Origin of the sequence: Paenibacillus sp. RC334, from assembly GCF_030034735.1 — a bacterium.
Lineage (GTDB): Bacteria > Bacillota > Bacilli > Paenibacillales > Paenibacillaceae > Paenibacillus > Paenibacillus terrae_A.
Map to the genome: position 1 here is coordinate 4417143 of NZ_CP125370.1, position 25553 is coordinate 4442695.

Sequence of the window (25553 nt, forward strand, 5' to 3'; positions counted from 1 at the left end):
ATTTAAGACCAATGGTCATAATTTTAATGATCATTATAACCCCGCCGATAGGCTATTTGAATGTATTCTTCAATAGGAAGAAATTTGAACCCAATGAACGATTAGGCTATTTGGCAATAGCCACAGTATTTGCTGCCCTATGGTTAACTAAATTTCTACCGCATTCATGGCGAATTCCCGCTATAATAGTTGTTGCACTTATTGGGATATTCATATTCAGAAAAAAGTAAATAATAAAAACAATCCCCGTTACCTTAATTGGTTGGCGGGGATTGTTTTTATTTACGTTTAAGCTCCACCAATTTGATCACGAAGCTCAATGCTATGACCGTAAGTTTGAACAGGCATACTGAAGATAAACAGAAAGCTAGTTGCTATTACTAGAAGCACCATTTTTTTCAACATTGTTTACCCACACCTTTTCAATAAGATTGAAATACTCCGCTTTAGTTTCAGGAACCGCATGGGCTTGAAAACGAACGAACAATCCCATACAGTTTATAAAATATGTCTCATTATTTAGTATATTCGCTTTTATCGATGCATTCATCAAATGTTTAAAGCCAACAGCATAAATCCCTTTGTGTAAATAGTAATAAGCTAACTCATAATCAAAACGTGCATACTGGTCTGGCACAACTTGTTGGGTATACATGTCAGCAGATGGTCGCTGTTGAGCAAAAGAATCAATCTCCGTTTTAAACCGCTGGAGTATTTCATCCACATTTATCTGATATTGGTTAGTCGCCATTAAAACATTCAATAGCTTGGTAATCATCTCTTGATCCGTTCCATCTGTGGCTGCAATATACTCAACATAATCCAGAAGCACACTTGTATCTCCAGAAAGAAGTTTATTTACAAATACATTACCCTCTGCCCAGTGCCCAAACAAGCCGATCCAATGCAGGGTATCCTCGTCCGTCTCTTTGACCCAATCTAAATTAACGTAGGCGTATGTATAATCTAGAGCTTGTTGATAATCGCCTTGGGCTTCACAGACACTTGCACACAACAGGTCAGCATAAGTGATGTACACAAACATGGGACGACTCAGCCTTTTATCATGCTCCACGCACTTTTGCTTCTTCTGCTGATGTTTCAAAGTATATTGAATTTCCGCTTTCCCCTTCATTTTTCTCGCTGTTTCATCCAGCTTGTCCCATTCACGCAATGAACGATACACATTCGCCAAATCTTTCAACGCATCAAGTTGATCTATTTCATCCAGTCGTTCGACAAAGGGCTCAAATAGCGTAGCTGCCCTGAGATTTCGGGTCTGATCGTCTCCAACCTGAATTGTAAACATACGATACTGACAGATGGCCAGACGTTCAGAGTGCTGGTACTTCTCTCCTTCCGCAACCCCCTCATAGAGCAACAACGCAGCAGCGTGCCGACCTTGTGCGAATAAAATTTCCGCTGCATCAAATAGCTTCGGGGAATATAGCAGCTTGTCCATGATATGACCAACTACACGCTTAATCGCTTCCAGCTTATCCAGCTCAGCACAGCGATACAATACTGGCTCAATTCGCCGCCAATCCGGGGAACGTTCGATGATGTAATGATCTATGTATCGTTCGTAAAAAAAGCCTTCGGGTAATCCCATAGCCAGCGTGATTCGATCAAGCTGATGTATAGCCACAGGACGATGCTTAAGAATCCAATTATTAAGTGTTCTTTGATGAACACCTGAACACTCGGCAAATTGTGCCAATGTCAAGTCATTTTGCTTTAGATATTCTTCCAACTCCGCTAAAATCGTAGGTGTATGTTCCAAGTCACAACCACCTTTCATACAAAAAATCCAAATTTTATAATCTTATCTCAGATTATTGTCCAAATATTGGCATGTGTCAATATACTTTTTCTTGATATTGGCATATCAAACCAAAGCCCTTTCCCCAAATCAGGTAGTCGCTCTCTCCACTAATTTAAACTCCAAATGATGTAACGTTTCATCCAGCCCTTCAAGGGTGTTGCGAATCATGATGAATGCGTTCTCAGCTTGTTTATCAATCGGGTAATGAATCGTTGTTAAATCAAGCAAATGCGAAATTTCCGTGTTATCAAATCCGACCACCGCACATTGATCCGGCACAGAAACGTCGAGCCTGCGTGCTTCGGTCAGCAGTCCTGCTGCCAAATAATCTGTAGAACAAGCGAAGGCATCCGGTTTGTCCGTTTGTTCTATCCACCAATGGGCGATATTTTCACCCTCTGCTATTGAATTTAAACCATAAAAATGCGGGAAGGCCTCAGCGTCCAGATCATATTTTTCACAAAAATCATGATAGGCCCGGATGCGTTCCTTCGTATTAAGCCCCCGCATATTGCCATACACATTTACAATTTTCCGGTATCCTCGGGCATACAAATGCTCCAGCGCCAGCGTATAGCCCTGATACTGATCCATGAATACAGACGGGATTGCCTCTATGGTCACACGCTGCCATGTCACAATCGGACCATATTTGGTATAATGCTCGATCACACTCCACTCATTGACGCGAATCATACAAACCAAGGCATCCAACTGCTTTCTTCGCAACATTTCCAGTGCTTCAAGCTCCCTTTCCTTATCCCCATTCGTAATAAAAAGGGCTATATTAAAGCCATGCTCCTGAGCATACATCGTAAAACCACGCACAAATAAATTCAATGAATCATTAAAAGAAATTGAAATAATTCCTATGAGCTTTGTCATGCCCGTTTTTAAAGAAATCGCATTCAAATTAGGAACGTAATCCAGTCGGTCTATGACCTCCTGCACACGCTGTCTTGTCGGTTCACTCACATACGGGTGGTTATTAATGACACGGGACACCGTTGCCGAGGATACACCCGCAAGCTTTGCAATCTCATGGATATTCGCCATAGTCCTCACCTCGTTCTCTCTATTTTAGCATGTCTTTGCGCTAAGCCTCCAGAATCTCATCACACCCCCAAAATTGTTTTTTTCAACCCCCTTGACCTGTAATGCATTACAGAGATTACAGTGAAATAGAAGCTTGAGAAAGCGGTTTAAAAAAATGTACTCAGGAGGCAACAATCATGAAAAAAGGCTTAAAGATAGCAACTATCGGTGGCGGCTCCAGCTATACTCCGGAATTAGTAGAAGGCTTCATCAAACGTTATGCAGAGCTCCCTATTCGGGAATTGTGGCTGGTAGACATTGAGGCAGGACGCGAAAAGCTGGAAATTGTAGGGGCCATGGCCAAACGAATGGTGAAAGCGGCAGGCATTGATTGTGAAGTACATTTGACGCTGGATCGTCGTGAAGCCTTGGTAGATGCCGATTTTGTAACAACACAGTTTCGGGTAGGCTTGCTCGAAGCCCGGATTAAAGATGAAAGTATTCCGTTAAAACACGGTATGATCGGTCAGGAAACCAACGGTGCCGGAGGAATGTTCAAGGCCTTCCGTACCATTCCTGTCATCCTCAGTATTGTCGAGGATATGAAAGAGCTGTGTCCGAATGCGTGGTTGATTAATTTCACCAACCCTGCAGGGATGGTCACCGAAGCCGTGCTTCGTTATGGTCAATGGGACAAAGTCATCGGATTATGTAATGTTCCAATCGGCGCGATCAAGAGTGCATCCGCTGTGCTGGACAAACCGGAAGAAGAACTGTTCTTTAAATTTGCAGGAATTAACCACCTTCACTGGCATAAAGTATATGACAAAACAGGGACCGAATTAACTGAGCAGGTGATTGAAGGACTGTACGCGCCTGGCGCAAAACCGGAAAAGGTCGTTGAAAATATTAGAAACATGCGTTTCCTGTATGATCAAGTGCGTCATTTGAAAATGCTGCCTTGTCCATACCATCGTTATTACTACATGACAGATAACATGCTGAAGGAAGAACTAGAGGAAGCCAAAAATGAAGGAACTCGGGGTCAAGTCGTCAAACGTCTGGAAGAAAGCCTGTTTGAACTGTATAAAGATCCTAATCTGGATTACAAACCGGAGGAACTATCCAAACGCGGCGGCGCGCATTACAGCGATGCAGCCTGTGAAATTATTAATTCCATCTATAACAACAAAGGCACACTGATGGTGGTTAGCACACGTAACAATGGTGCAATTGATGATGTTCCTTATGACAGCGCGATTGAAATTACCAGTGTGATTCGCGCACATGGTGCAGAACCTGTAAACTTTGGCAAATTCCCGCCTGCACAGCGCGGCTTGCTGCAAGTGATGAAGGCGATGGAAGAATTGACGATTGAAGCGGCGGTAACGGGGGACTACGCAACAGCTCTGCAAGCCTTCACCCTGAATCCGCTTGTACCAAGCGGTGACATCGCCCAAACGGTGCTGGATGAATTGCTGGAAGCGCATAAAGAGCATTTGCCACAATTTTTTGCGCATAAGGCGAAAGCAACGGTATAAAACAAAAGCAGAGCTTTTCCTATCACTTAATTGATGTTCCACGTTCTGAGGTTCGAAGCTATTGAATCCAGTAAAAGAGGCCGTGTCAGACACGGCCTCTTGGTATTTAATTATTCTCCCACAGTAACTCGTAGCTAATCCATCGCTCCAACTCCCGGGATAGAGCCACGTATTGTGGCTTAATTCAGATTATTAATAGGCAGTCCAACCTGCATCGGCAGTAATCACTGTAGCGTTCACAAAACCTGATTCATCCGAAGCAAGGAATAAAGCCACCTGTGCTATTTCCTCCGATTTTCCAAGACGTGGATTAATAGCCATTCCCAATTGCTGTCTGGAAGCACCAAATTTATTTAGATTAGTTATCGTTGAATTGATGTTAGTTTCCACACCACCTGGAGCAATTGCATTACAACGTATTCCTTGTGGAGCATACATGTAGCCTGTATTTTTAGTAAAACCAACAACTGCATGTTTAGAAGCTGTATAAGCTCCACCAGCTCGCCCACCAAACAACCCACCTGCAGAAGCTACGTTCACAATGACACCTTTTTGTTTTTCTAAAAAGATAGGTAGAACTTTACGAGTAGAACGCATAACACTGGTTGTATTAATCGCAAAAATTCTTTCCCACTGGTCATCTTTAATATCGCCTGCCGGTTCCATGTTATCCATAATTCCGGCATTGTTTACCAGAATATCTACTGTACCATAGGTGTCAACGGTCGTATCAATCAGATTCTGAATATCTTCTTCTTTTGCAACATTAGCAACTACGACGATAGCATCTCCACCATTAGCTTTGATTTCTTCTACCACATTAGTAGCTGCATCTGCATTAATATCGGACACCACTACCTTGGCCCCTTCTTGTGCATAAAGCTTGGCAATAGCTTTACCCATACCGGAAGCTGCACCTGTGACTACTGCAATTTTGTCTTGAAGTCTCATTTCTATCCTCCTCGTCTGCATCTGTATCCTGTATAATGTTCGACAGTTGTTCATCAACTTTTACAATTATAGTATAAAGAAGCACATCAGCTAAAATCATCAAACGCTACTTATTTTGCTCACTAGCAAACACTTTTATACATTAATGTCTATTAAATAGGGGGACATTTTATAAGAACTATCAGTCTATCGAAGCTCTGCTTAATGAAATTATAGACGATGTCACTACTGATTAATCGCATCATATCGTGAACCCTGTGAGCATAACTGGAACACAAAAAAGCTCCCTTACGGAAGCTTCTCTGTTATACGTCCCAGGAGGGATTCGAACCCCCGACCGACGGCTTAGAAGGCCGTTGCTCTATCCAGCTGAGCTACTGGGACAAAATGGTATTCGTTGGAACCTTATGTATTCAGCGCATTGATTATTATATCATATTTTTGCTAACTGTCAAAAGCATTTTTTTATCGTACAAGTAAACAGGCTGCAAAAGGAATCATTTGGACGCTGACGGGGTATTATGTACAAAAGGCCATGCTACGAAGGAGGTATATAATCCGTGAGAGGTCTATTGTCATCACTTTGTTATTTCAGTATTTTTTTCGCCCCTTTTCTGTTGCCTGTTATTATATGGATTGCGGTACGGGACGAGTATGTTCAGGGACATGCGAAAAAGGCTATTTTATCGCACATTTTCCCTATTATCGCGGCGATTCCGCTATTGTATTTTATTGCAACGGCGAATCATGCAGGTTCTGTAGTCGGGTTTGTGCTGCTATTCGCTGTGGTCTATCTCGGGGTATTTGTCTACAACATCTACAAAGGTATCATGACACTCCGTGAAGCCGCTTAAATCTGAAGAAGAAGCCTCCTGCATTCCGCGAATTAAGCGGGATACGGAGGCTTCTTTAAAAATTTTTAATGGACAAATTTATTTATTACCAAAGCGTCTAGGACTTTTTGGTACTTCATGCCTTACATTTTTCTCAAGCACTTCTTCCGCAAATTCATTGTTATGAATATAACTGCTGCCTTTGTTCTTCTTGTACTTCGCTTTGCCGTCTATGATTTCCCCCTCCTTTCACGCTGATCCCGCGATGGCGCTGGAGCCCAAATCAACAAAAGCCGAGGCATGGCGCATCCTATTCTCATACGCCGAACTCCTTGGCAAATTCCGTGCTGAGCTGCCCATAGGAAAGTAACTCCCTTTTAAACTTTTCCCGTTCTTCCCCAGCCGTAATGTGAGTGGAGTCGGTAAAAGCCTTATCCGTCACTTCCTCAAACGCAGAATGCAGGTTATTGTCGTACCAATCCAGCGCCAGATCGGCATCATTACGAATGATGCGTACCATGTCATAGCCTTCCTGACCGTCCTGCTGATTGGTGGCGGTAATGTAGACCAGCAGTTCCGGGTCATCTGCTGCGCCGGGCCGTACCTCTACCTCTGCGCAGCGCACTCCGTCAAGTTCGGTGAAGCGGCGTATTTTAGCATCCTTGATGTAGTACATTTGCCTTCCTCCTTCCTTGCGAATACACGGGTTGCCCCATTTGTAGTTTTCGGAACGGACAGACATTTTATGCTCCTTTTCGGCATATATACTGATGAACTGGGGATTTAGTTTTTGTTTCATCCCAACACTGGATGAACACGACAAAGAGAGGATGAACAGACATGTGCGGAATTACTGGTTTCATACAGTGGAACGGAGACTTAATGCATCAATCGGAGCTGCTGCTCAATATGACGCGAACGCTCTCTGATCGCGGACCGGATGCTGCGGGCACCTGGATATCCAACCCGTGTGCCTTTGGACACAGAAGACTGAGCGTCATGGACCCGGAAAACGGCGCCCAACCCATGATCCGGCAGCTTGAGGATATCACTTATACGATTGTATATAACGGGGAAATATATAACGCGCCTGAGCTGAAAAAAGAGCTGCAACAGCGAGGGCATATTTTCCGTACACAATGCGACACAGAGGTATTGCTCGAAGCCTACATGGAGTGGGGCCCGGATTGTGTGGATCGGCTGAACGGCATTTTTGCCTTTGCGGTCTGGGACAGTGAGCGGGAGCAGGTGTTTCTGGCACGGGATCGGCTGGGAGTGAAGCCGTTATTTTACAGCCAAGCCGGAGATGTATTCGTATTTGGCTCGGAGCCCAAAGCGCTGCTTCAGCACCCTTCGGTAGAAGCCGCAGTCGACGCCGAGGGTTTGGCTGAAATTTTTATCATCGGGCCTGCACGCACCCCCGGACACGGCGTCTATTCGTCCATGAAGGAGCTGCGCCCCGGACATACGCTAACGTACAGCCGCGACGGTGTGCGCATTCAAGCCTACTGGAAGCTGGAAAGCTTTGCGCATGAGGATAACACCGAAGAAACAGCGCTCAAGGTACGCGAGCTGCTGCTGGATACGGTGGAGCGGCAGCTGATTTCAGACGTTCCGGTATGCACCCTACTGTCGGGCGGTCTGGATTCAAGCGCACTGTCCGCGCTGGCTGTCGATTATTACAAGCGTACCGGGCAGGGACAAGTTCATACGTATTCAGTCGATTATGTGGATAACGACAAGCATTTTAAAGCCCATGCGTTCCAGCCCGGAGCCGATGCCCCATGGATTCAGCGGATGGTCGATGAGTTAGGCACGAACCATCACTGGATCGAATTCGATACGCCCGAGGTCGTAGCAGCGCTGAACAACTCCACGCTAACACGGGATTTGCCCGGTATGGCGGATGTGGATTCGTCGCTGTATCTCTTTTGCCGGGAGATTAAAAAGGGAGCCACTGTTGCTATTTCCGGTGAGGCGGCGGATGAAGTGTTTGGCGGATATCCGTGGTTTCATCGTGAGGAAATGCTCAATTCGGGTACGTTCCCGTGGGCAGTCGCTCCCGACATGAGAGCCAGTCTGCTGTCTCCCGAGGTGCGGGACTGGATCAAGCCCTTGGAATATTTGAACGACCGCTACTCGGAAGCCGTAGGAGAAGTGCCAAAGCTGCCGGGGGAAACAGATAAAGCCGCGCAAATGCGCGTCATGTCCTATTTGAACATCACCCGCTTTATGCCTACTCTGCTGGACCGTAAGGATCGGATGAGTATGGGAGCCGGACTGGAAGTACGGGTGCCGTATTGCGACCATCGGCTGGTGCAGTATGTATGGAACATTCCGTGGAGCATTAAAATGACGGGCGGGCGTGAAAAAGGTATTTTACGCAAGGCGCTGGAGGGTGTATTGCCGGATGATGTGCTGTATCGCAAAAAAAGCCCATATCCCAAAACGCATAACCCTTCCTATCTTGCTGCTGTGAAAAAACAGGCGCTGGATCTATTGGATGATTCCTCCTCCCCACTGCTCAAGCTGATTGATGCCCAAAAAGTACGGGATATCGCGGCCTCACCGGAGGCATCCACCAATCTGCCCTGGTTCGGTCAGCTGATGTCAGGGCCTCAATTGTTCGCGTATTTGGCTCAAGTGGATAACTGGCTGCGCACTTACAAGGTAGCGATTCGGTAAGCGTTAGTCGTAACCTGACATAACCTTCCTCAAGGCAAAACGTGAATAGCTTGAGTTGTATGGAAAATAATAAATGTCAAAAAGCCTATCCGCAGCTTGGTACCATCCCCATCAAATTAGATACTCAAAAAATCCCACATGAACCATGGATAGAGTGAACTGGAGGGGATATGTGCATAACACGGTTTACTCAATTATGACTGGATCGGGAAAGGAAACTAAAAAACACAAACGGATCGTTTGTGTTTTTTAGTAATTAGTTCGACCAAAAAATTACTCTTGAATTTTTTTTACAATTTCCATCAATTCATCAAGAGTGGCATTAAAAGAGGAAACAGTATAAAAGTGATCTTTCGTAATCAGATGAACAACCTTTCTTGCTTGCCCGTCAACATAAACAGCAGTATGGTCGTTGATTTTAGTCGACTCAACCTTTTCCTCTTTATATGATTCTTTCAAACTCTCAATAGTAGCCTGTTTATCCATATGGGATTCGGTTTGAATGACCATAATTTCTTTTCCATCATTCCCGCGATATGATTGTCTAATAACCAATCCATTCTCGCCTTTTAGTGCTGTTGTGTTTAATGGTTTCAAACTTACGTCCCCAGCCGCTGCTGTTTTAAGCGAGGCTCCCTGCGCTAGATTAGGAATATGGATATCTTCTGCTGGTACATCAGATATGTTTATGAGTCCTTCGATATCAGTAGAGCTTTCAACTACTGTCTCTGCTGGTGTTTCCATCGGCGCTTGTGCTGTTGAAGCATCAATCGCTTCTGCTTTGGTCTCAACCGGAACCTGTGATGGAACTTCCGATTCGGCAGCATAGGAATTATATACAAATGCACCACTACCTATTACGAGTGCGCCACCTAATGCTACAGCAACTAATTGTTTTTTCAAATTAAACCCCTCCTATTAATATACTGTACCTGAAGTAACGGTCCTATTATTGGTTTTATACAAAACTGCATATCTCATACCACTACCACTATCTCCTGTCCCATAAAACACGTAATAAGTCGAACTGTCAGGAGTAGATAAGAAGAAAGATCTTCCTGGAACTTCAACAGAGACATTATAGTTCATTCTATTCCAAGTCCCCGAACCAGCTATTCCATCTGCTGTTAGTCCTTTAGCACTTTGAAAATTTTGGAGCCCTGATTTCACACCGCTACCAAAACTTCCATCAATCGTTCCTACGGTTCCCTGTTGTCCATAGGCCCATAAATTTGCTTGTAATGCTCTCACATATCCCCCGCTGTCGCCTTGGCGCAAAGTAGGGAAACCACTAAAATCACTGGCAGCACTTGCTATGCTTGAAAGCCCGAGACAAGAATGGACTTTATTAATCAGACTGATTATGTAAAAGGTTATTTGTATGTGTTTTATGACTAATAAAGAACGTACAAAATACAGCTACACTATTAATAGCTGCATATTGCATTTGGTTGTCTTCTCTTACATTATAAGTTTATTTTTGTAATTCTTCAACAAAACTATGGGCAATTCCCCCAATCTATCAGGGGCACGCTGCGGAATTGAACCGCACAAGGGGTCCGACCAGGCTGCTGCTGTTTCAGCTGGTTAACTGGTTCCTTGCGCCAGCGCCTGCCATTAAACCCCAGACTAATCTGAGGTTTAATTCTGGGTAAGCTTGATGGAAATGGAAAAATCAAAAGTCTATACATGATTATACCCCTGTCTACTTGACAGGGGTATAATCAGCTATCCTTCATTATTGTTATATGTTAGCTTAATTATTTAGCCGTTCAATAAAACGGTGAGGCAACAGACGCATCTAAAGGTTACTCAAGCCCAGCAGCTACATTGCTAAAAACTATGCCTGCGGATTCCCAAGCTTTTTCGCCAAGTCACGCAATGCTACGCCTCGGTGGCTAATGGCTTGCTTTTGTTCCAGCGTCAGCTCGGCCATCGTCTTTTCAAACTCAGGCAAATAAAACAACGGATCATAGCCAAATCCCCCGCTGCCTGCGGTTTCCGTTGTAATCCAGCCCTCCACCGAGCCAGTCGATTCCAAGGTCTCCCCTGTCTGCGGATTATACAGAATCAAGGTGCAGACGAATTGAGCCGGGCTTAGCAAAGGCTGTCCGGTATCATCACCAAGCTGCTTCGATTCCAGAACGTCGAGCAGCTTGATATTGTTTTCGTGATCGCTGGCACCTTCTCCGGCATAACGGGCCGAGTATACGCCCGGTGCACCGTCCAGCAAATCCACACACAGGCCGGAATCATCAGCCAGCACAGGCAATCCGAGCACATCTCCGACCGCTTTGGCCTTTTTCAAAGCATTCTCGGCAAAGGTTTTACCATCCTCAACGACATCAGGGATGTCAGGATAGTCGTACATGCTTTTGACTTCCTTGCCAAACGGAGCAAAGGCATGTGCGAATTCACGCAATTTTCCTTTATTCTTCGTAGCGACAATAACAACCGGACCCTCCAACAGCATCAGGCCCCAGCCCCCGCACGTCCTGCTCCGATCTTGTCTGCAATCGGTCCGAGTACTTCTTTTTGACGCTCGATCATTTGCAGAATTCCTTGTTCACCCAAGCTGAGCAGTTGATCCAGCTCTTGACGGTCGAACGGACTTTCTTCACCTGTACCTTGCAGCTCGACATACTTGCCGCCGCTGGTCATCACGAGGTTCATGTCTACCTTGGCCTTGGAATCCTCTTCATAGTTCAGATCGAGCAGCGCTTTGCCGCCAACAACCCCCACGCTGACGGATGCCAGAAAATCAGTAATTGGAAAAACAGGCAGCTTGTGCTGTAGCGCAATTTTATTCACAGCAATCGCCAGCGCTACGAAGGAACCGGTAATTGAAGTCGTGCGTGTGCCGCCATCCGCCTGAATCACGTCACAGTCCAGCGTAATCGTCCGCTCACCCAGCGCCTGCAAATTCACAACCGAACGCAGCGCTCTTCCGATCAGACGTTGAATTTCCATCGTCCGGCCTGTCAGCTTCCCACGTGCAGCTTCGCGCTGATTACGCGTATGAGTCGCCCGTGGAAGCATGGAATACTCTGCCGTCACCCAGCCCTTCCCTTGTCCCTTCATAAAGGGTGGAACGCGTTCTTCCACGGTAGCTGTACAGATGACTTTCGTCTCGCCAACCTCTATAAAAACAGAGCCCTCCGCATACTTATTTACTCCTGCTGTCAATTTCATCGGGCGCAGCTCATCACCGTTTCGTCCGTTAGATCTACTCATGCTTTTTCCTCCTACGTCGTATGCAACCTGTTCTTATACGTTTATTTTACCAAAGTGTGCAGGCAAAAGCACCCCAAGGACGATTCGTCGCCCTTAAAGAGGAATTTCGTTAATGTGCTGCGGCTTGGTTACAGGCTCTCCATAATTCTGATTATTTTGTCCAATCACACTTTTTTCACCGTTCAGCTCAATCCGAATTTTGGTTTTAACCGCATCCTCTGAATTGTCTGCCGCCGTCAGCACGACCGATTCCAGAAACTCGGCAGGCACCGCTTCTCCCTTGGCGAACATATCATCCGAGAGCGATACCGTAATCACGTTATCCTTGGAGCGTTCCACGGATTTCAGAGCCGTCTCCCCTGTCATGACTTCCTGTAGTCCGTCCTGGGTCTGCGGCCCCTGGATCAACTGATGCAGCGCGGACTGAACACGATCTTTTTCCGGGCTGACCAGCCGTGTTACAGGCACATAATATTGAACTCCAGCGGGAGATGAGGATGAAAAATATACCGTGACCGGACTAGAATCTAGCGGCGTTACGCCATGACCAACCTCCAGATTAATGCCTACTGCGCGGGTCAGCGGATGATCCAGCGGTGTGCCGCCAACAGGCATTTCGTTCAGCTTTTTGCCATCCACCCAGATTTGTACACTTTGAATATCGGGACGGTCAGTCAGGGTCCAGGTCAAGCTCTCCATTAATTTGCGTTCTTCCTGTGCCTTGTAGCTCCCAAACGATTTGTTGAATTCGACGACTGCCAGCTTGTTCTTCTTGTCCACCGTCACACTCTTCACTTCTGTACCTTGGGGCAGCACGCCCTTGAAACCCTCCGGCAATAATCCGGCATACGGCCCGCCCTCCACCAGCGTTTCCAGCGCCGACTTGGCATCCGCCTGCACATCACCTGTAGCAATCGGTAAGGATACCGGGGCTAGCAAACCGTTATGATCCTGTAAAAATACAGCTCTCAGCTGTCCAGTGCTGATGGGAGCTTTTCCTGTCACCGCCTTAATCATGGACTGCTCCGTCGTGGATGGCGGGGGATCAATAGATGCCGATTCATTGCCGAAAAGACTGCATCCGGACAACAACAACGGCAGGGACAGCAGCCCTACTACAGACGTTACGCGCAATGGATGTTTTATGTTCATAAATGAAGTTCCTCCCTAACAATTTTGTACAGATTGTACTAATATGTATACGAGCCTCGCGTAAAAAATAACTACTTTTTCATCCGACTGGACACACTGGTCATAATTGCAGTAGAAATCAGGAACGATACGAGGAGGGAAACTTCAACTTTATGGACAAGAAAAAAGCACCTTATAGCCTGAATAGTAAAAAGGTAGCCGATGCCACCCGCGAATGGCTGCACAAGCGTGGTGTAAACATTACGGAGATCGCAGAGCTGGTCATGCTTTTACAAAAAAAATATTACCCGAATTTAACGGTGGAAGAATGTATTGAGAATGTGGAAAAGGTGCTGATGAAGCGCGAAGTCCAAAATGCGGTGCTTACGGGCATCCAACTGGATATCCTTGCCGAGCAAGGCGCTCTCCTTCCCCCATTGCAGGATATGATTGAAAATGATGAAGGGCTGTACGGAGTGGATGAAATTTTGGCCTTTTCCATTGTGAATGTATACGGCAGCATTGGATTTACGAATTACGGTTATGTCGATAAACTTAAACCGGGCGTGCTGGAACGACTGAACGATAAAAGCCTGGGGCCGATCCATACGTTTCTGGACGATATTGTCGGGGCCATCGCTGCTTCGGCCAGCAGTCGTATTGCTCATCGCAAGCAAGCAGAACGCGAGCAGGAGCTTGGGGAGGAAAGCGCCCCGGATACAACTCGTTAATTAACGACACGTTAGATAACGACGGTTAGAAAAGAATAGATATATGCAGGGTAAGAGGAGAACAAGACATGGCAAACGTGACCGAAGGAAATACATTCCGCACCATGAAGGCTGACGATTATGATCAGGCACTTCCGCTGTGGAATGGGATTTTACTATATTCCAGAGGGCTGGAGTAGCGTCTGTGCGCTTGACATGTATGTAAGCAGAAATGCCAGGTCTGATCTTCAAATGAGAAGCGATCAGACCCGGCGCATGGGGAAAACTAATGTGATTTATACAATCTAAATTTTATTTTGTGGGCGCAGTGCACGTTCTACAATTCCCAGCGTGGATTGGCGAGAGAAGAACCGGGACACCTGAGCTACCCAATAGTTTTGGCGACCGGAAATGATGTGACTACGCCCCTTTTCAAATGCTCTCAGCGCGTTCTTCACAACGGTTTGGGGAGTTTCCCTAATTCCAATTGACGCTTCACTTGCGCCAACAATATCAAAAAACGGCGTTTCTGTTGAGCCTGGGCAAAGGGCCAGAACTTTAAGCCCCCGTTTCCGATTTTCTGCCCATAGCGCTTCAGTAAAAGAAAGCACAAATGCTTTGGTTGCTCCATACACCGCCATATACGGATCGGGCTGAAATGCGGCTGTGGAAGCCACATTGATTAATCCGCCATCCCGGTTACGCAATAAATCAGGCATAAATGCATGGGTGATATCGACTAAAGCAGCCACATTGAGCATGACTTCCTCATGCTGCCGTTCTCCTGAAACCTGCTCAAAGTATCCATAGGTGGCAAAGCCGGCATTGTTAATCAAGAGATCCACCTTTAGATGATGTTTTTGAACCTCCTGATGTAATGTTTGCGGTGCTCCTATCACAGAAAGATCAAGTGCGATGACTGTTGTCTTTACATTGTATTTAGCAGAAAGCTCTTTAGCCAACGCCTTCAACTTCGTTTCATTACGTGCAACCAAAATGAGATTGCATTTTTGAGCTGCCAGCGAATAGGCAAAGGCTTCGCCAATACCGGATGATGCACCTGTGATCAGAGCTGTTTTGTTTGCGTACATAAACATGATTATGAACCTCCATAGTATCGTTGTTTTATTTAAGAAACATTGTTACCATTGTTCCAAAATGAACCGAAGTCACCTATTATGACGACCTCAGTACACCTTATATCTTAAGATTGGGATGAGGATGTTTTAAATGCTGCGAGCATATTCTTCAGTGTAAATACATACACCCCTTGAGCCATATCTACATCTGAAAAATGACCTGCAAACTGAAGATGTATGACTCCATGTAAAGCAGACCAAAACATGCGGACAACTAGCAGCGGATCATGTTCTTCCAGTTCACCCTGCTCCATAGCATGTGCTACGGCTTCCGTGATTCGAGAAAGGGCCGTAGTCGTGCCCTCCAGACTCTGTTCATCCGGTTTAAAATCAGATAAAGCCCCGCCAAACATCATTTTGTAATAGGCTGAATGAAGCTGTGCAAATTGCCAATATGCCCAACTTAGGGCTTCCAGATCAGCGAGTACGTTATCGGTGCTTGGAACTTGTTGAAAGGTTTCGGCCAATAGCCGACATCCATCTAGGTACATCTCATTGGCGAGACCATCCTTGCTGCCGAAAATACTGTAAATAATCTTGGTGGAACAGCTTAATTTCTGGGCAACTCGTCGTACAGTCACGGCCTCAGGCCCTTCTTCCGCAAGAAGGATACATGCGGCATCAATGACATTTTTACGTAGCAATTGCTGCTGCTGTAGCTTCACTTCCGAATAGGTTTTATAGGGATGCGATGGCTCGGACATTTTTTAATGCACTTCCTTACTATTTTTAACATAGAGTTTGAACGTGATCTTTTCGGAAACAACGTTACCAACAAGAATCATAGTATTCTAATTCTGAATTTTTGTCAAATATTAAACTCGCTACAGCATCAATAGGCAATGCCTACCCGTGTGTGTAGAAAATCGCTGCTACTCAACTGACGATAGGTAAAATCGGCCGTGTCAGCGGTCATAATTTGTGTGCCATCCTCGGGCAGCAGATCCTTTTCCACGCGATATATGCCCGTCCGTGCTCCGTCCGGCAGCCATGTCGGGCAGACTATCGTCCAGTCCAGCGCCGAATCGCGCAGCAGTTCGTACACCCGGCGGTGTTCCTCAGCCGCACGGGTGCTGCGCCGCCGGGGCTCGGAGGATTCATACCGATACAAGCCCGGCTCCGTCCGGCTCTGTAAAATCCCTGCCGTCCCCACTGTAATGAGCCGGGGAACGGACTGCTCCTGCATAAGCCGGATCAGCAAACGGATATTCACGGATAAGGTCGTGGTTCCATCCGTATTCAGCGCGCTGATGACAGCCGTCGTCCCACCCTCCAGCGCTTGCGCTACATCCTCAGCGTTGGTGGCATCTCCTTGTACGATCTGGAGTAGCGTCCCATATCTTAATATGTAATCCTCCAGCTTGTCCGGTGAACGAACAAGAGCTGTAACAGTATGACCGTCCGCTAATGCATATTCCAGAATAAAACGCCCCACACGTCCGGTAGCCCCCAGCAGCAGCAAATTCATAAAAGCCTCTTTCCCGGCATGGATGCCGTTGTCCTTCTATTACTTTCCGCCATTACTTTCCGCGAAGCGGGTAGAAACGTGCGATAGGGTTCGTCTCGCTTATAGAGGCCCGACCGCGTCGCTCCAGTTCCACCAGATGGGCCAGTGTCTCGGACATGGCAAACCGTAGCTGATGAATCCCCAGTTTGTCACTAAATACAGCGATACACAGCTCATAGGCTGTACTGCCCTCTGGCTGGATCAACTCATGGAACTTGTCCAGCCGTTCTTCATGATGCTCCAGCAGCGCCTGCGTCCGTTCACGAAAATAACCAAACGGATTACGGTGCCCCGGATATGCCCACGCTACCTCCAGCTCGCCAAGCCGCTGCAAACCATTCAAAAAAGACTGCAAGGGCTGGGGGTCACTTCCCGGCAGCAGACTGATATTAGGCGAAATCCTTGGCAAAACCGCGTCACCGCACAGAATAACGCCGCTATTCGGCTCATACAAAGAGACATGTCCGGGCGCATGCCCCCCTGTCTCAATGGGCAGCCAGCCGCGCCCACCCAATTCCAGACGTGCATCCTCCCCGACAGGAATAACAGTGATATCAGGCTGTGGATTCACTTGCAGATGAGCCTGCTGCATGTGCAGTTCCAAGGCCGATACCTGCTCCACAGGAAAGCCGTGACGGACAAAAAAGCTTGGCAGCCTCTGCTCCATCGGCATAGAGATATCCGCTTGTGAATCTGGCTGGCCCCACATCACCATCGCTTCCTTATGGCTTCGCGCTGACATATGTACACGAGCCTGACTTTGCTGCTGCATCCAGCCCGCCAAACCATAATGATCCGGGTGATGATGAGTCACCACAATGTCCGAGATATCACCAAAGGACATCCCCAGCTCCCGGAAGACATGCGCCCATTCTTCCTCCGTATCCGTACTGCGCGGGCCGGGGTCTACGATCGTAAATCCGTCTTGCCCCTTCAGCACATAGCTGTTCACCCAGCGCAGCGGAAAGGACATGGATATTTTGACCTGAAAGCCTCCGTCGATCCGTTCACACGGGGTCAGCTCCGGCATCTTCATGGCTTCCCAACCGCCTTTCCGTATCAAGCACGCACACCGACAAAAATCATTCGGGGCGATGCATTTTCAATATATTCATCTTCGTTATAGCTTCCATGTACCTGCTCTACAGACAGTCCCGCTTCCTCCAGCAAAGCACGGAATTTTTCATACGGATACAGCTTGACGCGCTCATGATACACACGTGCAGGCTCTTCACCCGCTACTACTATTGAACGAATGGCAATCTGTTTTTTCACAAATCCGTCCTCGATAACCCGATGCTCCTCAATCTGACTTCCTTCATCCTCCCGTGACGAATGCGGCATCAGATGAGCGGCTACGTACGCAGGATTCAAATAATCTATAATAAAACGTCCGCCCGGCTTCAACAGCCGATAAATTTCTTTTAATACTCTAAGCTGCTCCGCGTCCTCCTCAAAGTAACCGAAGGAAGTAAACAAATTTACCACCGCATCAAAGCTTTCCTCCAGCGGCACCTCTCTCATATCGCCCTGATGCCAGCTAACCCGTCCTTCAGGATCGGAAGCATGTGCTTCACGCAGCAGCACACCGGACAAATCCACGCCCGTTACCTTATAGCCGGCATCTGCGAGCGCAAGCGAATGACGTCCCATACCACAGCACAAATCCAATACGCTGGATCCCTGCGGCAATTTGAGCCAGGAGATCATTTTCTGCACTTCCTGATAGGCTCCCTGAAAGTCGCGATGCTTGTATACTAATAAGTAATCTTCCCCAAAGCTCTGCTCATACCATTCTGCCATATTGTTTCTCCTCCATGAACTCATTTCGCTCTATTACATACTATATTAGCTTTTTCAAACTGGAAACTCAAAAACATTACGATTAAGCAACATGTTACAATAACCATATTTATGCTTAAATATTCATAGGAACTTCATACCAGCTTCATGCGATTCACCCCATTTTATCATTAAAATGAATCAAGGGAACGCCTTTTGATGCTATTCATGAAGGAAAGGAGCGACAACGTTATGATTCAAATCGGACTGACGGGTTGGGGCGATCACGATGATCTGTATCCAGTCGGCACCAAAGCCAACCAAAAATTAAGCGTCTATGGAAGCCATTTTTCAGTGGTGGAGATGGATAGTTCTTTTTATGCTGTGCAGCCCACAGATCGTATGGCACGCTGGGCGACCGAAACCCCTGACTCATTTTCATTTCTCGTCAAAGCCTATCAGGGCATGACCGGGCATACGCGCGGCAAACAGCCTTATTTCAAAACAACTGATGCCATGTACGAAGCATTGCATACATCCATACAGCCTCTCCGCGAAGCAGGCAAGCTCAAGGCTGTGCTGTTCCAATATCCACCCTGGTTCGACTGTACACGTGAGAACGTCGCCGTGCTGCGTGATACGAAAAAAAGGATAGGAGATGTCCCATCCGTACTTGAATTCAGAAATCAAAGCTGGTTCACACCCGAGTTTCGAAAGCAAACGCTGGCATTTATGCGTGAGGAAGGCTGGATACACAGCGTATGCGACGAGCCGCAGGCGGGACTGGGGTCCGTCCCGATTGTGCCGCAGGCTACGGACAGCAATATGACAGTGGTACGTCTCCACGGACGGAATGTGTCCGGCTGGAATCAAAGCTCCGCACCCAACTGGCGAGAGGTTCGTTATCTGTATCGGTATAATGAGAGCGAGCTGGCCGAATGGAAAGACCGTTTGCTGGAGCTGGAGCAGCAAAGCCGCGAGGTGTGCGTTATTTTCAACAACAACTCAGGTGGAGATGCCGCCGCTAACGCCAAGCAGCTCATGACCATGCTCGGCATGGAGCCTAAGCCTTTTCCACCCCGCAAGCCACCCGAGGAGGACAATGGACCGGAACAGCTTGAACTATTTTGAAGGGCGGGCTGAGGATGAAAGGTTTTGAATAGCACTCCTGAGCTTGAGTTCGTTATCCAGCAAATGCGGGTCCTCAGGCAAGTATCGCAAAGCTTTTTGGTTATGCTCATATGAAGCGTCCAGCTTGCCCAGATTGGCACAGCAATGGCTAAGTCGTACATGCGGCAGCCAGGAGTAGCAGGGCAGCGGAACAGCTCTCAAACCAGATACGCCCCGCTGCTCCAGTGCTTTTTCGTACCAGTAGGCGGCTGTGCTCCACTCTTTTCGTGTGAAGAACCAGTCACCGATCATGCAGCACAGATCCGCTTGCGGCACATCATATCGGAAGGAGCGCAGCAAACTATCCAGTTGTTGCTCCGGCTGCACGAGATGAAGATAGCATTCCGCCAACCGTACGCAAGCCGTAATCCGGTCCTCCCGATAGCCACTCGGCTCTCCCAGCAGGCGATTGAACGCCTCTGCCGCCTCGACATATTCCTTACGATCAAAGCACTCATTCGCGTAAAAATACAGCAGACGTCCCTCCAGCTTGCCGCTTTCGCTGATCCAGCGGGCAAGGATACGTTGATTACGGAGCGTGTGATCTTCCATGCGGCGGTGCGTTACAGCCACATCTGAATGGACGATTCGCCCCTCGGGTATCACCAGATCCTCATGCAGACGCCCTGCCCAGCGGTATTGACGCTCCCGCTTCACGAGACGAATACGGCGCGAGGTGAATAATGGCTCCCCCTGCTCACCTTCCGCCAGATGGAGTGGCATCACCACCGCGTCAATGTCCATAGACAAATGCCGCTTCAAGGAACGCAGGCGCTCCCGATCCGGCTCCAGCAGCACATCGTCCGCATCCAGCCACAGGACATAGGAACAGGTCGCCTTGTCGAACGATTCGTTACGGGCGGAGGCAAAATCGTCGTTCCAGTCGAATGTATACAGCCGATCCGTATAACGGGCTGCAATCGTCTTCGTCTGATCCGTGGAACCTGTGTCCACGATGATCATTTCATCCATCAGGTCCGCCACCGAATCCAGACAGCGGGCAAGTGTCTGCTCCTCGTTTTGCACAATCATACACAAGCTGATGGTGACGGGAGGTTTAGTTATAGAGCCTTCCGCACTACAGCTATGCGTCTTGGGCATTTCCGTCGTCATGACTTCAACCCATCCCCTTTACCGTTGGCTGTATTCCCGGTCTATTTCCCGGTAGACCCGCCATCAGTATATGCACCTTTCCCTTCATTCTGCGCCTTGCCCGCCTCTTCAGGACGTGCAGCCCTCTCCGGTGGCAATGCCCGTTCCTCCATGTGTCGGATTCGCTGTACCGCCTTGTCGAGCGCTGCCTTGCGCTGATTCATTTTGCGAACATGCTGCTGCTCCACCAGCCGGAATTGTTCCTCATCTAGCGCCATCCAGCGGGCCAAATGCTCTGCCCCCGGATTGGCTTCGCGCAGCTCTTTCGCTTTTTTACGGCCTGCGAAGCACAAATATTTGTGATGCACCTCCAGCGCTTGTTCATCAACATAAGGAAACAGCACACTGGACAGGCTCCCGGCATAGTAGGTCCACTTGTGATCGTGAAACGGATGATATCCGTAGGGTACAGAAAGGACGAGCGTCCCTTTTTTATGAAGCAAACGGTAGGCTTGTGCAAGCAATGTATGAGGGTGTGCGTAATGCTCCAAAATCTCACCTAAAATAATCGTGTCAAATCCACCGGGCGGACGTTCGAATTGAGAAATATCTTTTAACTGAAAATGAACTCTTCCACGAACAGGTGCAGATTCCTGGCGAAGTTCTTTTTTGCATATGAAATGCTGCCCTCTTCCAAATCAATGGCCGTTACCTCAAAGCCTTCCCGCCCGAGCAAAATGGACGTGATCCCCTGACTACATCCAGCATCCAGCACGGTATGACCCTGCACATGGCGGCAAATCCAGTGGATTCTGTTACGGGTAGCCTCATGAGATTCCTCCGAGTTAATCTGCCCGTAATAGCGCTCATTTACCTGATCACGGTTAGCCAACAGCGGCGCCCCCTCCAGCACCGGGATTCCCCAGTATCACGACATGACCACCTGTGCAATTCACCGTCGCGTTGCGTGTATCGAACACCAGCGGAGCATGGTCGACTAACTGCTGGTAATCCAGGGCAGAATGATCCGTCGTGATCACGACGATATCTGCACTTTCCCACAGGCGGGTGTTCGCCGCACGAGATTGGATGACCTCGCCGTTCAGCTTAAAGCTCTTTACATACGGGTCGGTGAAGCTCACCGAAGCGCCCATTTCCTTTAAGTGCTCAAACAGGACAAGAGCAGGGGATTCCCGAACATCATCAATGTCTTTTTTGTAGGCTACGCCCGCCAGAACGATCTCGGACTGGTTCACAGCTTTACCTTCCTGGGCGAGCAGGGTTTCAATTCGCTCCGCAATATACAGCGGCATACGCCGATTCATACGGTCTGCCAAATCCACAAACTCCAGCTCAAGCCCATGCTGCTCGGATTTCCATGACAAATACAGCGGATCGACCGGAATACAGTGACCCCCGATGCCAGGCCCCGGATAGAACGGCATATAGCCGAAGGGCTTCGTTGCTGCCGCATCCAGCACCTCCCATATGTTGATGCCGATTTTCTCACAGGCCGCTGTCAGCTCATTGACCATCCCGATGTTGACACTGCGAAACGTATTCTCGAACAGCTTCGCAGCTTCCGCGACTGTTGTCGAGCTGACTGGAACCATTTGCTCCAGAAAGGAGCCGTAAAAGGCTACTCCTGCTGCCAGGCAATCCGGAGTACAGCCGCCAATCACCTTGGGCGTGTTCCGAATGTTAAAATGAACACTGCCCGGATCGACGCGCTCTGGTGAAAAACACACGTAAAAATCCTGGCCTACCGTCCAGCCCCTTCGCTGTTCAATCACCGGGCGGATCAGTTCCTCCGTCGTTCCCGGATATGTGGTACTTTCCAAAATCAGCAGCGTCTGTTTTCGCAAATGGGGGATAGCTTGGTCGATAGCCGTTTCTATATAGGACGTATCCGGCTGATGGTCATCCGTCAGTGGCGTAGGCACGCAGATGACGACGATATCCGAATGCTCCAGCACCTTGATATCCGTAACCGGATGCAGCCTCTGCCCGATCAGACCCTCCAACGCATCATCGTCAATATCTATGATGTACGATTGTCCTTGAAGCAGCTTGGCTACTTTGACCGGATCGGAATCCACACCATACACGTCGTAACCGGCTCGTGCCATTTCCACAGCCATCGGCAGTCCCACGTAACCGAGGCCGATCACCGCAACCTTTACCGTGCCTTTAGTTATTTTTTCCATAAGTTGCAAAATACCCACCTCTTTCATCGTTACTCCACACCTCGCAATAGCTCAGCAATGCCTGCGCGGTCCATTAACTCATCGTCCGAGCGGTATTGATCAAAGCTCACCCGTTCCAGCCCGCCATATTGGCTCAGTAATCGCTTGTCTGCTTGCTGTGGGAGAATGACAAAATAACGATCATCATAGCGGTACGTGTGCGGCACCTCATAAGGAGAAATCAGAACTTCGTGCAGCTTTTCCCCACCGCGTATGCCGATTTCTTTTACTTTCAAAGATGGCTGGCCCGCCTGCTCCTTCATCACTTCCGCCAGATCTGCAATGTTGCAGCCCTTCATTTTCATAACCAGCGTCTCTCCACCAATCGCCGCCACAGAAGCCTTCAGCAGCAAGCCAATAGCCTCTCCAAGCGTGAGGAAAAAACGGGTCATATCAGGACTGGTCAGCGTCAAATCCTGCCCTTCCGCGATCTGGCGCTTGAACAACGGCACAACACTTCCGCTTGTACCCAGCACATTGCCGCCGCGAATACACACAAAACGGGTGCGCTCGCTCAGATCGTTGGCACGAATCATCAGTCTTTCGCCAATCGCCTTCGTCATGCCATATACATTCACCGGGTCTACTGCCTTGTCGGTAGAGACGTCAATAACCTTGGCGACTCCCTGCTCAATGCTGGCCCGGATTACATTTTGCGTACCGTATACGTTCGTCTTGAAAGCCTCTTCTGGCTGTCTCTCGCACACGGGGACATGCTTCAACGCCGCCAGATGGAACACATAGTCCATCCCGCGACATGCCTCTTGTAATGCCTGAAGATCCCGAATATCACCTATAACAAAATTCAACCGGGGATCAGACTGGAATTGACGCTGCATAGCAATCTGTGCAAATTCACCGCGTGAAAAAATACGAATTTCCGCTGGTCCTTCCTTGAGTAATTCCGCCGTTAGACGTTGCCCCCAAGATCCCGTTCCTCCGGTCACCAGCAGTTTTTTGCCTTTGAACAATATAATCTCCTCCTGACCGTTACGAATTGACAGTGCCCGTCCCCAGAAATTCAGCCAGCACAGCCTTCATGTCATCCTCTGTCAGCCGATCCTTCGCTGGCACTTTTTTTACAGAAGTATTTGCGGCATGGATGACGTTCACATAGTTGCGAAGCGGAATGACCTCATGCGGCAGCTCCGTTACATATCCGTGCGTACCCTTCCCAGGAATGGCGACACGGTAATCGTTCAGAAAATCCTCCACTCGATAGCGAAACACATAAAAAGAAGGCGAACGGTGAAATACCGGTGCCATCTGACCTTCTACGGCATCCCACAGGTAACCCATCTGGTTCACCAACGCGACCGTATCCGGCTGAAATTCGTAATCATGCAACTGCTGCACAAACGATTGATGATACAAATCGTCGGAATCAATTCGCGCAATAAGCAGTTCGTCCGCGCCTTCGATATACGCATTAATGCGGCGCTTGCTTTCGATGCTGGTACCAAAGCGGATATGGTCGGGAATCGGCTCACGCTTGGCTAATTCATCCTCCACGATGTCACTGCATCCTCCCGCCAGCTTGACGACAGACAAGAAATCCGCATTCGTCTGACTGAGCAAGCTGCGCAGCGTAAAGGTTCTGAATACATCCAGCCGCTCGCTGATCCACTCACGTGTCAGCCGATTGGGATTCATCCCGTAGTTATTAAAATTAATTTCAATCACAATCTTGCGATTCATTCATCTTCCTCCCTTTCAACCGTCTCCTCACAAGTTATGAAACCGCCGGGGAAACGGCACGTACAAATGCATCAACTCTTTCAATAAATAGGTAGAATCCAAAAAGAATAGCTGATCATACAAAAACCTTGCCGCTTTCGACATATGATAGAATACAGAGTTTTTTGCACCATTCTAAAAGCTGAAGAAGAAGGATAGACAGGGAGGAAGCATGATATGACTAAGCCAAAGTATCTGGAGATTGACGAGGTATTGAATCATTTGAAGTTGGCACTGGATCAACAGCAGCCCTTCTCGCTCATTCGGATTGGGGATGGTGAAAATTTGATTTTGTCTCAGGATACCGTCTGGCCGATGGAAAAGGTGTTGCAGGAACGTTGGGCAGTCAAAGCCAATCTCGGGCAAAAAGGATTGTTTCTACCGAATACGAAATTGCGAGATTCGGTAGCCGAGGCGGTACGCAAAGTCGATATTGCTGGCATCCTGCCTTATGATGACGAATCTATCAAAGCACCGTCCTATATGAAGCGGGAGCTGACCGACCAGGTTTTTAACCATTACAGCCTCTCTCCTGCGCTGACCTGCCATGCCTGCCTGAACCGGTATTTGGCTGAGACACCCGCTTTCTGGGACATGCTTAAAAATCGGCGCATCCTGCTCGTCACCCGTACAGCCGCCGAAGTGAAGCCCGTCCTTGAAGCCGAGCCGTATCAGCTGCATATCCCGCACACGCTTGCATTTCATCAATATGAACAAATGGATAAAACGCTCCAGTGGATCGCAGCGCATAAAGATGACTTTGATATTGCGCTATTCTCCTGCGGGGTCAATGCGGTCGTACTGGCGCAAAAAACGGCAGAACTAACTGGCAAAGTAGGTATAGACTTCGGCAAGGCAATTAATATCGTAATGTTCGGCAAAGCGAATTAATGGATAGCCTCTGCTTCTCATATCAAAAAAGCACTAGCAAATTC

The 25553-nt window shown here is 48.0% G+C and carries 24 protein-coding genes, 1 tRNA gene and 1 pseudogene; 6 read left to right on the forward strand and 20 right to left on the reverse strand.

What is annotated here, in order from left to right; genetic code table 11:
* Positions 1–367: 367 nt before the first annotated feature.
* The gene (locus tag QMK20_RS20240) at positions 368–1783 is read right to left on the reverse strand and encodes a helix-turn-helix domain-containing protein (RefSeq protein ID WP_283653045.1); all 1416 of its coding nucleotides are present in this window, start codon (positions 1781–1783) and stop codon (positions 368–370) included.
* Positions 1784–1912: 129 nt separating this feature from the next.
* Positions 1913–2881 (reverse strand): LacI family DNA-binding transcriptional regulator, encoded by a 969-nt coding sequence (locus QMK20_RS20245; RefSeq protein WP_283653046.1) that lies wholly within the window; start codon positions 2879–2881, stop codon positions 1913–1915.
* Between the two features lie 176 nt (positions 2882–3057).
* Between QMK20_RS20245 and QMK20_RS20250 the strand changes: the two genes are divergently transcribed.
* On the forward strand, positions 3058–4401 hold the full coding sequence (locus QMK20_RS20250; protein WP_283653047.1) for a 6-phospho-beta-glucosidase: 1344 nt from the start codon (positions 3058–3060) through the stop codon (positions 4399–4401).
* Positions 4402–4593: 192 nt separating this feature from the next.
* Here the strand turns inward: QMK20_RS20250 and QMK20_RS20255 are convergent, their stop codons facing one another.
* Both QMK20_RS20255 and QMK20_RS20260 read right to left on the reverse strand, forming a co-directional pair.
* Positions 4594–5352 carry an SDR family oxidoreductase gene (locus QMK20_RS20255; protein WP_283653048.1) on the reverse strand — a complete coding sequence of 253 codons (759 nt, stop codon included), beginning with the start codon at positions 5350–5352 and terminating at the stop codon, positions 4594–4596.
* Positions 5353–5662: 310 nt separating this feature from the next.
* Positions 5663–5736: transfer RNA gene (locus tag QMK20_RS20260), tRNA-Arg, on the reverse strand.
* A gap of 176 nt (positions 5737–5912) precedes the next feature.
* Between QMK20_RS20260 and QMK20_RS20265 the strand changes: the two genes are divergently transcribed.
* On the forward strand, positions 5913–6206 hold the full coding sequence (locus QMK20_RS20265) for a magnetosome magnetite crystal formation protein family (RefSeq protein WP_283653049.1): 294 nt from the start codon (positions 5913–5915) through the stop codon (positions 6204–6206).
* A gap of 295 nt (positions 6207–6501) precedes the next feature.
* Here the strand turns inward: QMK20_RS20265 and QMK20_RS20270 are convergent, their stop codons facing one another.
* Positions 6502–6861 carry a hypothetical protein gene (locus QMK20_RS20270; protein ID WP_283653050.1) on the reverse strand — a complete coding sequence of 120 codons (360 nt, stop codon included), beginning with the start codon at positions 6859–6861 and terminating at the stop codon, positions 6502–6504.
* Between the two features lie 164 nt (positions 6862–7025).
* Here QMK20_RS20270 and asnB point away from each other — a divergent pair, with 164 nt between their 5' ends.
* On the forward strand, positions 7026–8870 hold the full coding sequence (gene asnB, locus QMK20_RS20275; RefSeq protein ID WP_283653051.1) for an asparagine synthase (glutamine-hydrolyzing): 1845 nt from the start codon (positions 7026–7028) through the stop codon (positions 8868–8870).
* Positions 8871–9143: 273 nt separating this feature from the next.
* Here the strand turns inward: asnB and QMK20_RS20280 are convergent, their stop codons facing one another.
* From QMK20_RS20280 to QMK20_RS20300, 5 genes are all read right to left on the reverse strand, one after another.
* Positions 9144–9773 carry a DUF4367 domain-containing protein gene (locus QMK20_RS20280; protein WP_283653052.1) on the reverse strand — a complete coding sequence of 210 codons (630 nt, stop codon included), beginning with the start codon at positions 9771–9773 and terminating at the stop codon, positions 9144–9146.
* Between the two features lie 15 nt (positions 9774–9788).
* Positions 9789–10121: a peptidoglycan-binding domain-containing protein gene (locus QMK20_RS20285; protein WP_283653053.1), complete on the reverse strand. Its 333-nt coding sequence runs from the start codon at positions 10119–10121 to the stop codon at positions 9789–9791.
* Between the two features lie 589 nt (positions 10122–10710).
* The gene (locus QMK20_RS20290; protein WP_283653054.1) at positions 10711–11343 is read right to left on the reverse strand and encodes an XTP/dITP diphosphatase; all 633 of its coding nucleotides are present in this window, start codon (positions 11341–11343) and stop codon (positions 10711–10713) included.
* Entirely contained in the window at positions 11343–12104 is a 762-nt protein-coding gene (rph, locus tag QMK20_RS20295) for a ribonuclease PH (protein ID WP_283653055.1), read from the reverse strand. Before rph ends, QMK20_RS20290 begins: the two co-directional genes overlap by 1 nt.
* Before the next feature lie 93 nt (positions 12105–12197).
* Positions 12198–13256 carry a GerMN domain-containing protein gene (locus QMK20_RS20300; RefSeq protein WP_283653056.1) on the reverse strand — a complete coding sequence of 353 codons (1059 nt, stop codon included), beginning with the start codon at positions 13254–13256 and terminating at the stop codon, positions 12198–12200.
* Between the two features lie 152 nt (positions 13257–13408).
* On the opposite strand from QMK20_RS20300, the gene QMK20_RS20305 reads away from it, so the two are divergent.
* The gene (locus QMK20_RS20305; protein WP_283653057.1) at positions 13409–13966 is read left to right on the forward strand and encodes a phosphatidylglycerophosphatase A family protein; all 558 of its coding nucleotides are present in this window, start codon (positions 13409–13411) and stop codon (positions 13964–13966) included.
* 284 nt (positions 13967–14250) lie between these two features.
* On the opposite strand, the gene QMK20_RS20310 is transcribed toward QMK20_RS20305, so the two are convergent.
* The 5 genes from QMK20_RS20310 to QMK20_RS20330 form a co-directional block, all read right to left on the reverse strand.
* On the reverse strand, positions 14251–15042 hold the full coding sequence (locus QMK20_RS20310; protein ID WP_283653058.1) for an SDR family NAD(P)-dependent oxidoreductase: 792 nt from the start codon (positions 15040–15042) through the stop codon (positions 14251–14253).
* A 107-nt stretch (positions 15043–15149) separates the two neighbouring features.
* Entirely contained in the window at positions 15150–15788 is a 639-nt protein-coding gene (locus QMK20_RS20315) for a TetR/AcrR family transcriptional regulator (protein ID WP_283653059.1), read from the reverse strand.
* A gap of 128 nt (positions 15789–15916) precedes the next feature.
* Entirely contained in the window at positions 15917–16552 is a 636-nt protein-coding gene (locus tag QMK20_RS20320; protein WP_283653060.1) for an NAD(P)-dependent oxidoreductase, read from the reverse strand.
* A gap of 52 nt (positions 16553–16604) precedes the next feature.
* Entirely contained in the window at positions 16605–17627 is a 1023-nt protein-coding gene (locus QMK20_RS20325) for an MBL fold metallo-hydrolase (RefSeq protein ID WP_283653061.1), read from the reverse strand.
* A 23-nt stretch (positions 17628–17650) separates the two neighbouring features.
* The gene (locus tag QMK20_RS20330) at positions 17651–18394 is read right to left on the reverse strand and encodes a class I SAM-dependent methyltransferase (protein ID WP_283653062.1); all 744 of its coding nucleotides are present in this window, start codon (positions 18392–18394) and stop codon (positions 17651–17653) included.
* Positions 18395–18625: 231 nt separating this feature from the next.
* Here QMK20_RS20330 and QMK20_RS20335 point away from each other — a divergent pair, with 231 nt between their 5' ends.
* On the forward strand, positions 18626–19504 hold the full coding sequence (locus tag QMK20_RS20335; protein ID WP_283653063.1) for a DUF72 domain-containing protein: 879 nt from the start codon (positions 18626–18628) through the stop codon (positions 19502–19504).
* On the opposite strand, the gene QMK20_RS20340 is transcribed toward QMK20_RS20335, so the two are convergent.
* The 5 genes and pseudogenes from QMK20_RS20340 to QMK20_RS20360 all read right to left on the reverse strand — a co-directional run bounded on the left by QMK20_RS20340 (position 19496) and on the right by QMK20_RS20360 (position 24579).
* Positions 19496–20608 carry a glycosyltransferase family 2 protein gene (locus tag QMK20_RS20340; protein WP_283656317.1) on the reverse strand — a complete coding sequence of 371 codons (1113 nt, stop codon included), beginning with the start codon at positions 20606–20608 and terminating at the stop codon, positions 19496–19498. The genes QMK20_RS20335 and QMK20_RS20340 overlap by 9 nt on opposite strands.
* Positions 20609–20697: 89 nt before the next feature.
* Positions 20698–21410: pseudogene (locus tag QMK20_RS20345) on the reverse strand (class I SAM-dependent methyltransferase); the annotation flags it as partial.
* A 109-nt stretch (positions 21411–21519) separates the two neighbouring features.
* The gene (locus QMK20_RS20350; RefSeq protein WP_283653064.1) at positions 21520–22869 is read right to left on the reverse strand and encodes a nucleotide sugar dehydrogenase; all 1350 of its coding nucleotides are present in this window, start codon (positions 22867–22869) and stop codon (positions 21520–21522) included.
* A 2-nt stretch (positions 22870–22871) separates the two neighbouring features.
* Entirely contained in the window at positions 22872–23852 is a 981-nt protein-coding gene (locus tag QMK20_RS20355; RefSeq protein WP_283653065.1) for a polysaccharide biosynthesis protein, read from the reverse strand.
* A gap of 19 nt (positions 23853–23871) precedes the next feature.
* Entirely contained in the window at positions 23872–24579 is a 708-nt protein-coding gene (locus tag QMK20_RS20360; protein WP_283653066.1) for a glycosyltransferase family A protein, read from the reverse strand.
* Positions 24580–24795: 216 nt separating this feature from the next.
* On the opposite strand from QMK20_RS20360, the gene QMK20_RS20365 reads away from it, so the two are divergent.
* Positions 24796–25509: a GT-D fold domain-containing glycosyltransferase gene (locus QMK20_RS20365; RefSeq protein WP_283653067.1), complete on the forward strand. Its 714-nt coding sequence runs from the start codon at positions 24796–24798 to the stop codon at positions 25507–25509.
* Positions 25510–25553: the final 44 nt, after the last annotated feature.

Bases quoted from the DNA above. Each gene is read 5' to 3' on its own strand.
- QMK20_RS20245 (WP_283653046.1), bottom strand. From the start codon at position 2,881: ATGGCGAATATCCATGAGATTGCAAAGCTTGCGGGTGTATCCTCGGCA.
- QMK20_RS20250 (WP_283653047.1), top strand. From the start codon at position 3,058: ATGAAAAAAGGCTTAAAGATAGCAACTATCGGTGGCGGCTCCAGCTAT.
- QMK20_RS20255 (WP_283653048.1), bottom strand. From the start codon at position 5,352: ATGAGACTTCAAGACAAAATTGCAGTAGTCACAGGTGCAGCTTCCGGT.
- QMK20_RS20270 (WP_283653050.1), bottom strand. From the start codon at position 6,861: ATGTACTACATCAAGGATGCTAAAATACGCCGCTTCACCGAACTTGAC.
- asnB (WP_283653051.1), top strand. From the start codon at position 7,026: ATGTGCGGAATTACTGGTTTCATACAGTGGAACGGAGACTTAATGCAT.
- QMK20_RS20290 (WP_283653054.1), bottom strand. From the start codon at position 11,343: ATGCTGTTGGAGGGTCCGGTTGTTATTGTCGCTACGAAGAATAAAGGA.
- rph (WP_283653055.1), bottom strand. From the start codon at position 12,104: ATGAGTAGATCTAACGGACGAAACGGTGATGAGCTGCGCCCGATGAAA.
- QMK20_RS20300 (WP_283653056.1), bottom strand. From the start codon at position 13,256: ATGAACATAAAACATCCATTGCGCGTAACGTCTGTAGTAGGGCTGCTG.
- QMK20_RS20305 (WP_283653057.1), top strand. From the start codon at position 13,409: ATGGACAAGAAAAAAGCACCTTATAGCCTGAATAGTAAAAAGGTAGCC.
- QMK20_RS20310 (WP_283653058.1), bottom strand. From the start codon at position 15,042: ATGTTTATGTACGCAAACAAAACAGCTCTGATCACAGGTGCATCATCC.
- QMK20_RS20315 (WP_283653059.1), bottom strand. From the start codon at position 15,788: ATGTCCGAGCCATCGCATCCCTATAAAACCTATTCGGAAGTGAAGCTA.
- QMK20_RS20320 (WP_283653060.1), bottom strand. From the start codon at position 16,552: ATGAATTTGCTGCTGCTGGGGGCTACCGGACGTGTGGGGCGTTTTATT.
- QMK20_RS20325 (WP_283653061.1), bottom strand. From the start codon at position 17,627: ATGAAGATGCCGGAGCTGACCCCGTGTGAACGGATCGACGGAGGCTTT.
- QMK20_RS20330 (WP_283653062.1), bottom strand. From the start codon at position 18,394: ATGGCAGAATGGTATGAGCAGAGCTTTGGGGAAGATTACTTATTAGTA.
- QMK20_RS20335 (WP_283653063.1), top strand. From the start codon at position 18,626: ATGATTCAAATCGGACTGACGGGTTGGGGCGATCACGATGATCTGTAT.
- QMK20_RS20350 (WP_283653064.1), bottom strand. From the start codon at position 22,869: ATGAAAGAGGTGGGTATTTTGCAACTTATGGAAAAAATAACTAAAGGC.
- QMK20_RS20360 (WP_283653066.1), bottom strand. From the start codon at position 24,579: ATGAATCGCAAGATTGTGATTGAAATTAATTTTAATAACTACGGGATG.
- QMK20_RS20365 (WP_283653067.1), top strand. From the start codon at position 24,796: ATGACTAAGCCAAAGTATCTGGAGATTGACGAGGTATTGAATCATTTG.